Below are 6,344 nucleotides of genomic sequence, written 5' to 3'. Positions count from 1 at the left end.
CACCTCCCGCCTGGACCCCGCCGACCGACACGGAACGCGCACTGTCCGAGGCGCGGGCGCGCGGTGACCGGCCCGCGTACCACGACGTACTGGCCCGGGTCCGCCTCTACTACGTGATGTCGCGCGAGGCCTACGACGCCCAACCGGACCGTGTCCACCGCACGTTCACCCGCGACCCCCGCACCGGCGCGGAACGCTGGGAACTCTTCACGGACGGCATGCTGCCCGCACCGCGCCCCGACGACCTGGTGTATTCGAGCGCCTCACTGCGCTGGGCGGCGGACGCCTGGAACCCGCGGTGCCCACCCGCCATCGTCGTCAACCCCGGCTCGCCCTGCGAACTCGCCCTCCCCTACGGCCCCCCGGGCACGACGGACTGGTCACGCGCGGCGGAACGCATAGGCCCCGTGCCCACCTCCATGCGCCTGCGCGCACTCCACGTCGGCGGCGCGCTCCACGGCCCCGTGGCCCACGGCCTGGCCTGCGGAGCCCTCCTCTGCGTCAGCAACGGCTCCCTGTGGAACGCGCCGGCCTGGCACGGCCAGGGCTACGACGGTGAGCGTCGGCGGCTGCGCGAGTGGTGGGGCATCACCACCCGCGCCGAGTGGCAGTACCACCTGCGCAACCTGCTCGCCTGCGAAGCGTCCAGCTCCGTATGGGAGTTCGCGCTGAGCCTGCGCCGTACGATCGCCCGCGACTTCGGCGGCCATGTCGACACCGGCTACTGGCGCCAGGCCGTGGCCACCGTCATCCGCGCCAACTCCGAGGGCACCACGGTGATCACGGAAGACGGCGTCACAAAGACCGACCCGCGCCCCGCGTCGGAGACCGAGGCCCGCATCGAGGGCGTACAACGCCTGATCGGCCGCATCACCCGCTACGAGGCCCGCATGCGGGCCGACGGCATCCTCGCCGAGAACCGCTACGTCACGTCGGTCGAGGCCTGGGATCTGGGCCGCGCCTCGAAGATGGCCCGCTGGGGCCTGGGCGCCCGCTTCGCCACCCTGCCGGAGACGGAGGCCGCCATCATCCGCGCCGGCCGAGCCGCCGCCCTCGCCTACCGCTCCTGGCCGGACTTCTCCGTCGGCTACATCCTCGGCCGCTGCCTGCACTTCGACGAGGAGGAGTTCGGCGACTGGTACCAGGACATGGTCTCGGCGCACCGGATCCTGATGACGGAGGCGGGGAGCCCTTGGCTGAACATCCCTTTTCGGTAGGCGAGTTCCGGCAGGCGGGACCATAACCTGGCGAAGATCCGTTCCCTGCCTGGAGGTTGAGCCTTGCGAAGACGTACGTTCGTCACCGCCCTCGGCGCCACCGTCGCCGCGTCCGCCGTACCGGGAGTGGCACGGGCGGCCACGCCGCTCATAGCGCCGACGCTGACGGGCCGGGACCCGTCGGCGTCGGCGAACGCGCAGAAGGTCTACGGCCACCTGGTGTCGCTGGAGAACGCGGCGCGCTCCGGGACGCACCCGATGACGATCATCGGGCAGCACGTCGAGACCCAGCAGGAGCTGTACAACGCGAGCTACGGGGACACGGGCGGCACGACGTTCTCCGGCTACTACTACAAGAAGGCCGCGGACATCACGGGCAAGCTGTCCGGCTTCGTCGAGATCGACCTCGGGCCCGGATACGGCGCGACCGGCTGGGGAACGTACGGGGACCGCTCCTACGACCGGCCGCTGGGCCTGCCGACGGGGCTGCGGTCCTGGCAGTACGACGACGACGCCGTCGACCTCGCCCTCGGGGTGTGGAAGGGCCTGCCGCGCGCGGCGGACGGCTCCTACAACCCGGACGGCACGATGGTCCGGCTCGACGGTACGACGGCGACCCTCGCCAACGGCGGCGCGGCCTCCGGCATCGTGGGCATGAGCTTCCACCAGCCGTACCCCGGTTCCGCGGTGAAGTCCTGGAGCCGGGTCCTCACCCAGGTCACGGGCCAGCACCCGGGCGGCGACGCCTCCTACCCCCTGGCGACGCTCACCACCGACCAGGCGTGGTTCGACCGCATCCTCGACTGGGAGTCGGACACCGACGAGTACCGGGCGCTCCTCACGGACCTGAGCTTCCTGGCGGCCACGCTCTCGTACTTCGCCGCGTGGGACGTCCCCGTGCTCCTGCGGCCGTACCACGAGATGAACGGCGACTGGTTCTGGTGGGGCGGGAAGACGCCGGCCTCCTACAAGAAGCTGTGGCGGATCACGTACGACTACCTGGTGAAGACGAAGGGCCTGCACAACCTGATCTTCGTCTGGTCGCCCGGCGCCTGGGACCCGCAGGGCACCGACGTGCCGTGGGACTACTACCCCGGGGCCGACCTCGTCGACGTCGTCGGCGTCGACGACTACAGCCCGTCCGCCTCGGACCTCACGCACGTGTACTACACGGGGCTCGTCGACTACGCGAAGCCGCGGATGCTCGCGGAGACGTACAACATGCCGATCACGGCGGCGGGTTCGAACGCGCTGACCCGCAGCCCGTGGGTGATCTGGAGCACCTGGGGCTCCGGGATGACCAAGACGGCCATCAACTCGAACGCGGACGTGAAGGCGACGTACTACGCCACGGACCAGGTGTACACGGGCGGTTCGGGCACCGGGTTCGGACAGAACTTCGCGTGGGGGTCGCTGCACGCCCACTGAGCGACGCTCGGTCTCAAGTCCCGCCCCCTGAGCGGCGGGTGGTCTCAGGCCCCGGCCGCGTCGCTGTCGTGCGCGTCGAGTGCCGCGCCGCGTCGACGGCGAGTGGAGGACCGAGCACGATGTCCTTCGCGGAAGCCGCGGGCCTGCCGCTGGCCGCGCTCACCGCGTACCGGGGCGTGGTGCACGCGCTCGGGGTACGGCAGGGCGAGAGCGTCCTCGTGCTCGGGGCCGCGGGCGGTGTCGGATCCGTCGCCGTGCAGATCGCCATGGCCCGGGGCGCCCGCGTCATCAGGGCGGGCTCGGTCGACGATCACGCGTATGTGCGGCGTGCGCTGGGTGCCGAGGCGGTGGCGTACGGCGAGGGCCTGACCGAGCGGGTGCTCGACCTGGTCCCGACGGGGGTGGACGCTGTGTTAGACACGATCGGCGGCGGCGCGCTCGCCGCATCGGCGGGAGCGGTACGCCCCGGCGGCCGACTGGCCTCCATCGCCGAACCGGGTGTCCCCGGCTCCACGGACGTCTTCGCCCGCATGGACCGGGCCGACCTCACGGCGGTCACGGCACTGGCGGAGGCGGGCCGGGCCGGGTCGCGGCGCGCGTGGGCGCGGTCTTCCCTTTGGAGAAGGCCGCGGAGGCTCAACCCGCCTTCGTCGGCGGCGACATCACTGGCAAGGTCATCCTCGAAATCGGACGAGTCACGGGCCATGGTCCCGCCGGACAGACCTCAGCGCGCCCCCGTGCTAGTTCGGCAATGGATGGCGACCCGTCGTGGGAAATTTCCGGAAATTCCGTGAACGTCAGCGGTCATGCTGAGCCCGCACGCCTTACCACTGCACCCCCACAGGGCATCTTCACGCCTTTCGATCACTCCCTTTCGGACAACCCTGCATCCGATGCTCCCGATAGCCGATGCCCTTTATATGGTTCACGAGTACACCATCGAACCTTCAAGGTGAAACCACATACATAGATCAATTGCAAAATGGGGCGCGCTGATTTTATCCGTAGCGGCTGCATGCCTATTCCTGACAGTTCCGGCGAACGCCGCTCAGGGTATCGCGGCCTGGAGTATTCCAGCAGGCTCCCTCGACAGTTCTCCAGGCACCCTCGTCTCGACGAAGTCAGGCTCCGCGAGTCGAAGCGCAACCGCAGAGATACCAGGAGAGTGCACGGAGTCGGCAAGCGTCTCCGTCAGCGTGGCCTATACCGCTGAAACTCCTGGGTATCTCACCGCGGTGAACTGGGTGGGCGGCGCCACCGTCGCATGCACACCGGCAATGCTGGAGATTCAGTACGACCAGTGGGTGACCGATCCGGACGGAGTTTCTCACTACATCGCCGCCGGCGACTGCGTCGAATGCTCGTCGCTCGCACCGGTCAACACCGGCTACTCCTGCGTGCAAGAGGCAAGCGACTGCTCCGGGGTCTGGCTACTGACAAAGGAATCCGTATACGTAGCCCCACCAGGAACCACCTGGACCTCCGCGACTTCCGGCTGCGAGATCAGCGGTCAGACCGCCGTCTGCCAAAAGACGGTAACAGCAGGCACGGCATACCTGTTCAACAACACCCAGCCCGTACGCTGCACCGCCACAGTGACCAGCGGTTGCGTCAATTTGCCGTCCGACATGCAGGCCGTTCCGCATCTGACCGACAAGTCGATCTCAGACATCTACGCCATTCACTACACGGATGACGACACCAAGGCAGCCGAGGACAAGAGCACTTTCTTGGTGGGGACCACCCCGTCCAAGTTGCAGAAGATCTTCCTGTACGGCCTCAACGACAACACAAGCTCCTGGCTGCTGAACGAGGACGGATACTACCAAAAGCGCTTCGTCTACACTGCATACGTGGGCTCCACGTCCGCGCTGAACGGTGGGTATCTCACGCAAAATATTCTCGTTTCCGTGAGCAAGATCAGCGGCGACGTAATAACCATGTACCCGGAATGATGGCATATGGAAAGGCGATGCCATGGGGCTCGGCATATACATTCAGGATCGCCAAGGGAATCGGCTCGGATACATTCCCGACGTGGAAGATGAATTCCGCAGAGTCTCCACTTCCGGCCCCTGGGAAAGCGTTCGGCGGGGTGTAATGGTGCACGGAAACACCACCTTCAACAGACTGCAGCTCATGCGGCTCGTCGAAGAACTGGAGAACCTTGAGGGTGAGCGCGGACCTGTCGTCGAACAAGTGATAGAGGCCGCACGGACGGCCATAGATCAATCAAATTACCTGCATATCGTGGGCGACTAGCCGAGGTCTGCGAACACCCCTACGCAAGGTCGCGCGGAAGCGGCGGCACGGCCTGGTAAGGGTCCGTGCCGATCGCCTGTCACCATTCGGTGACGGAACGGGCAACCGCGTGACTACGGGGTACGCGTTGGCTTCTGGCCGGTCTTGATCGCGAGGAGCAGGGTGTGGAGGCGGGCGGGAGCGGCGGTCACGACCATGTCTGGGGTGTCGCTCTCGCGGAGGAGTATTCGGCCTTTGTGGTGGGCGAGTTCGAGGCAGTTCTCCGCGTCGATTCCCGAGAAGGACGACTTCTGCCACTCCACAGGCACCCTCGGACCTCTCACAGTTCTCTCTCAATCTGGCGGATGAGTTGCCGGGAATCCGACTCGCTCAGCGACGACCGCTCCGCGATGTCAATCATCCTCGCGAACCTCTTCAGTTGAGCCGCGGCAGTGATGAGGTTGCCGCCCACTGGACTGTCCATCTGAACCGTGTCGAGTTGTGGCACGACGCCGGCCGCGTACAGCAGCGGGTACGTGGCCTCGACGAAGTCCTCGCAGGTGAACGGTAGAACCCGGAGTGACACCATCGGCCACTGCGAGGCTTCCAGCAGGAACTCAAGCTGCCCTCTGGCAACTTCGCGGCCGCCAAAGCGCATACGCAGAGCCGCTTCATGGACGATGACCCGAAACGGCGACGGCGTCTCCCTCTCGAAGATGGCCCGGCGCTTCATCCGGAACTCCACCCGAACGTCGACTTCCTCCTCGGGAAGAGTCGGGGCGGCATTTCGGTGGATCGCCCGGATGTAGTCCTCGGTCTGGAGGATGCCGGGCACGCTCATCACCTCGACACTGCGCAAGTACGTTGCGTGGTGCTCCAGTTCGGCGATGTTCAGAAACCCGGGAGCGAGCACCCCTCGGTATGCGTCCCACCAGCCCTGTCCCCGCGATTCACGGGCGATGACGCACAGCGCCTCGATCAGGTCCGGATCGTCGCACGCGTAGAACACCGCAAGCCGCCGAATCCGCTCCACACTGACGCCGATGCGGCCGGCCTCGATGTGGCTGATCTTGGCCTGGTCGTTGGAGAGCAGCCCTGCGGCCTCCCGTGCGGTCTTGCCTGCGGACTCCCTCAACTTCCGTAGTTCCGCGCCCAGTCGGACCTGACGGGCCGTGGGGTTGTCTCTCAGTGGCATGGTTCCGATCCTTTCAGCCTCCGAGTCTGCCGCGCCACGGAAGCCGGGTCCACTCGCGAGGGTGAAAATAAGCGACAACCTTGCCCAGGGACAAGGTTGTCGCTACCTTCGGCACTGCAACGACACGTGCACCAGTAACACCACAGTGCAGCCATGCCAGTTGGCCCGGCCGAGCCATGGAGGTGTGCGCCGCGAACGCCCCGTACCGGCACGAGCGAACAAGAAGGAGCTCCCATGGACCCTGCCCCCACCCCACACCCCCC

Annotated in this window: 7 protein-coding genes; 5 read left to right on the top strand and 2 right to left on the bottom strand. The window is 66.8% G+C overall.

The genetic code is table 11. The features are described 5' to 3' along the window. The 5 genes from ACNFOC_RS49140 to ACNFOC_RS49120 form a co-directional block, all read left to right on the top strand. The coding region (locus ACNFOC_RS49140) for a DUF1266 domain-containing protein (RefSeq protein ID WP_416965500.1) at window positions 1-1,217 on the top strand (1,217 nt) is incomplete at its 5' end. A 63-nt stretch (window positions 1,218-1,280) separates the two neighbouring features. After that, window positions 1,281-2,645, top strand: a complete 1,365-nt coding sequence (locus ACNFOC_RS49135) for a glycoside hydrolase family 26 protein (RefSeq protein ID WP_416965499.1) — start codon at window positions 1,281-1,283, stop codon at window positions 2,643-2,645. Between the two features lie 119 nt (window positions 2,646-2,764). Beyond that, window positions 2,765-3,439, top strand: a complete 675-nt coding sequence (locus tag ACNFOC_RS49130) for a zinc-binding dehydrogenase (RefSeq protein WP_416965498.1) — start codon at window positions 2,765-2,767, stop codon at window positions 3,437-3,439. Between the two features lie 402 nt (window positions 3,440-3,841). Then, window positions 3,842-4,600, top strand: a complete 759-nt coding sequence (locus ACNFOC_RS49125; protein ID WP_416965497.1) for a hypothetical protein — start codon at window positions 3,842-3,844, stop codon at window positions 4,598-4,600. A 22-nt stretch (window positions 4,601-4,622) separates the two neighbouring features. Further along, window positions 4,623-4,907, top strand: coding sequence for a hypothetical protein (locus tag ACNFOC_RS49120; RefSeq protein ID WP_416965496.1), 285 nt, complete (start codon window positions 4,623-4,625; stop codon window positions 4,905-4,907). Between the two features lie 113 nt (window positions 4,908-5,020). Here ACNFOC_RS49120 and ACNFOC_RS49115 read toward each other — a convergent pair whose 3' ends face one another. After that, entirely contained in the window at window positions 5,021-5,215 is a 195-nt protein-coding gene (locus ACNFOC_RS49115; protein ID WP_416965495.1) for a DUF397 domain-containing protein, read from the bottom strand. An 11-nt stretch (window positions 5,216-5,226) separates the two neighbouring features. Beyond that, a complete protein-coding gene (locus ACNFOC_RS49110) occupies window positions 5,227-6,081 on the bottom strand; it encodes a helix-turn-helix domain-containing protein (RefSeq protein ID WP_416965494.1) in 855 nt (284 codons plus the stop codon). Window positions 6,082-6,344 lie beyond the last annotated feature (263 nt).

The sequence above is a fragment of the Streptomyces colwelliae genome, assembly GCF_048158785.1.
Taxonomy (GTDB): Bacteria; Actinomycetota; Actinomycetes; order Streptomycetales; family Streptomycetaceae; genus Streptomyces.
This window is presented reverse-complemented; position numbering and strand designations above follow the sequence as displayed.

Bases quoted from the DNA above. Each gene is read 5' to 3' on its own strand.
- ACNFOC_RS49130 (WP_416965498.1), top strand. From the start codon at position 2,765: ATGTCCTTCGCGGAAGCCGCGGGCCTGCCGCTGGCCGCGCTCACCGCG.
- ACNFOC_RS49120 (WP_416965496.1), top strand. From the start codon at position 4,623: ATGGGGCTCGGCATATACATTCAGGATCGCCAAGGGAATCGGCTCGGA.
- ACNFOC_RS49110 (WP_416965494.1), bottom strand. From the start codon at position 6,081: ATGCCACTGAGAGACAACCCCACGGCCCGTCAGGTCCGACTGGGCGCG.